Source organism: Streptomyces specialis (assembly GCF_001493375.1).
GTDB lineage: Bacteria > Actinomycetota > Actinomycetes > Streptomycetales > Streptomycetaceae > Streptomyces > Streptomyces specialis.
The window spans coordinates 1-1,691 of sequence record NZ_LN929858.1 but is presented as its reverse complement, the minus strand read 5'-3'; the positions used below and the strand labels follow the sequence as shown (position 1 = coordinate 1,691).

The 1,691-nt window shown below is 74.5% G+C and carries 2 protein-coding genes; both read left to right on the top strand.

What is annotated here, in order from left to right:
- Positions 1–199 precede the first annotated feature (199 nt).
- The gene (locus BN2279_RS09565) at positions 200–1,135 is read left to right on the top strand and encodes a DUF7544 domain-containing protein (RefSeq protein ID WP_059008297.1); all 936 of its coding nucleotides are present in this window, start codon (positions 200–202) and stop codon (positions 1,133–1,135) included.
- Between the two features lie 4 nt (positions 1,136–1,139).
- A partial coding sequence (locus BN2279_RS09560) for a hypothetical protein (protein ID WP_059008296.1) occupies positions 1,140–1,691 on the top strand: 552 nt, incomplete at its 3' end.

Below are 1,691 nucleotides of genomic sequence, written 5' to 3'. Positions count from 1 at the left end.
CCTGTTGTTTTGTTTTTTTGGGTTTGTGGGGCGGCGCTCCACGGGGGCTTCCCCTTTCCTCTCCGCCGGCAGCGTCGGAGGGGTATAAGGGACAGCCCCGGGACGGCCCGGGTGGCAGGGCGCGCCCCCGCCCGCCCCCGCCGGATGGGGCGGATGGGGCGGCTGGCACCCGCATCTCTTCGTCGCCAAGCCCGGCGTCATCCCGCTCCGCCCGCTGGGCATCGGGGAGATACTCGACGGCGCCGTCTCCACGGCACGCGCCCACTGGCGGACCGTCCTCACCATCGCCCTCGGCATCGCCATCGTCACCGAACTGATCTCCGCCGTCGCGACGCACACCTGGATCGGCGACAGCTCCTCCATCGCCGCGCTGGAGGACAAGCCGAACCCCACCGACGAGGAGATCCGCGACGCCCTGGTCGACCTCACCGCCGTCCTCTCCGTCACCGGCGTCGTCACCATCCTCGGCAGCGTCCTGGCCACCGCCATGCTGACCATCGTCGTCAGCCGCGCGGTCCTGGGCCGCGACGTCACCGTCGGCGAAGCCTGGGCGGACTCCCGCTCCCGGCTGGCGCGTCTGCTCGGCCTGGTCCTGCTCGTCCCGCTCATCTCCATCCTCGCCCTCGCCGTCCCGCTCGTGCTCGCCGCGCTCACCGACCAGGTCGGGCTCGTCATCATCGCCGCCATCGGCGGCACCGTGCTGGCCACCTGGCTCTGGGTACGGTTCTCGCTCGCCGCGCCCGCCCTGATGCTGGAACGGCAGGGCGTCATCGCCGCGCTGCGCCGCTCGGTCAAGCTGGTGCGCGGCTCGTGGTGGCGCGTTTTCGGCGTCCAGATCCTCGTCCTCACGCTCCTCACGGTGGTGGGCGGCATCATCGAGATCCCCACCTCGGTCCTCGCCGGGGTCGTCGCCGGAAACGGCGCGGACAGCTTCTTCCAGGGCAGCGCCACCGACCTGACCTGGACCTATCTCGCGGTCGCCGGCATCGGCTCGGTCATCTCCTCCACGATCACGCTGCCCATCGGCGCCGGCGTCGTCGCCCTGCTCTACATCGACCAGCGCATCCGCCGCGAGGCGCTCGACCTCGAACTCGCCCGTGCGGCGGGCGTCGCCGAGCAGGGCCGGGAAAGCTGACGCCATGGCGTTCCCGTGGGCGGAGGACGCGCCGGGCCCGCCCGTCGTCATCGACCGCGAAACCGCCCAGGAAGCCGCCCGCCGCGAGCTGTCCCAGCGGCGCTACACCCGGCACGAGCCCGGGCCCGTCCGGCGTGCGTGGAACTGGCTGTGGGAGCACCTGTTCGGCGCGCTGGAGGAGGCCGCGTTCAGCACGCCCGGCGGCTGGCTGGGCCTGCTGATCATCGCGGCCTGTGCCGTCGCCCTGCTCGTCGCCCTGCGGCTGCGGCTGGGCCGCCTGCACACCGCCCGCGCGGGCGGGGCCGGCCGGCCCGGCGCCGTCTTCCCCGCCCGGCCGCGCCCCGCCGCCGAGCACCGCGCCGCCGCCGAGGGGCCCGCCGCCGCCGGCCGCTGGGCCGAGGCCGTCCGCGAACGCATGCGCGCCGTCGTCCGCGCCCTGGAGGAACGGGCCCTGCTCGACCCCCGCCCCGGCCGCACCGCGAACGAGGCCGCCGGTCGGGGTGGCGGAGCGCGGGTCGAGGGTGCCGTCGTTCGCCGAGGCGAACAGGCCGATGAC